At 76.4% G+C, this 986-nt stretch carries 1 protein-coding gene; it reads right to left on the reverse strand.

Annotation, left to right across the window (positions count from 1 at the left end; translation table 11 throughout):
• Positions 1-45: 45 nt before the first annotated feature.
• Positions 46-723, reverse strand: a complete 678-nt coding sequence (locus tag ACFWM7_RS05205) for a hypothetical protein (protein WP_383255351.1) — start codon at positions 721-723, stop codon at positions 46-48.
• Positions 724-986 lie beyond the last annotated feature (263 nt).

Raw genomic sequence — 986 nt, forward strand, 5'->3', positions numbered from 1 at the left:
GCCCGTACCGCCTCCGGCGCACAGGGGCCGGAGGGCGGATGGAGGTCAGAGGAGGCGGAGGGAGAACGGTGGCCCACGCCGGGAGATGGCGTGGCGGACCGGCAGGCCCTGCGGGCGGCGTGCGGGCTCACGGCGGGTGCGCCGCCGGGCGGGCGGTACAGGGGCGGCCGGCGCCGCGGACCACAGGCGCCAGGCCGTCCGCAGCGGGGCGCGGACGAACAGCGCGAGGCAGCGGCCCAGCCGGGCGAGGGCGACCTCACCGCGCCACAGCCACCAGCCGCAGATCAGTCCGGCCAGCGCGTGGGCGGCGGCCATGCCGAGCGTGAACACCGTGCCGTCGAAGGCGGCCAGAAGCCCCATCAGGTCCGACGAGCCGCCGATCGGGACCTCGTGCGCGGAGTGGCCCATCGCGCCCGACGACGCATGGTGCCCGCCGCCCGAGTGGTGCGCGCCGAAGCGGGACGGCAGCCAGGACCCGGCACCGGCGAAGAAGGCGTGCAGCCCCAACTGGCCCAGGACATGGGCGGCGACCGTCACCGGAGCGCTCCGCTCCCGTGCGGCGAGCCACCACCCCGCCCCGCATACCGGCAACAGCGCGGCGGCCTGGACGGGCAGCGGCAGGGGCGCGCCGGACATCAGCGCGTGGCCGAGCCCGGACACGGCGACGCAGACCACCGCGAACAGCGCGGTGCGCCCGAGTCGGAGTGCGGTTCCGGCCCCCATGGCAGCCATCGTGCCAGTCTCACCCACCCCGGAGAGAAGAGCACCAGATGCCGAAACAACGGGAGTTCGCCTCGTTTGCCCCACTGGCACCATGGTGTGATTCACATCACAGAGACGTGCCGGGAACTTTCCCCTTCCCGCGCCCGACTGCTCCAACAACGCGTCTGCGCACGCCTCGTGGCCCGTCGCCGCCGGGGCGCGCGGCCGCAGCGCGCCGCCCGGCGTCGGGCGCGGCCGAGGCCGCGGCGCCCCGCGCGGCGGCG

This window comes from Streptomyces sp. NPDC058375, from assembly GCF_042723425.1.
Classification (GTDB): Bacteria; Actinomycetota; Actinomycetes; order Streptomycetales; family Streptomycetaceae; genus Streptomyces; species Streptomyces durocortorensis.

Bases quoted from the DNA above. Each gene is read 5' to 3' on its own strand.
- ACFWM7_RS05205 (WP_383255351.1), bottom strand. From the start codon at position 723: ATGGGGGCCGGAACCGCACTCCGACTCGGGCGCACCGCGCTGTTCGCG.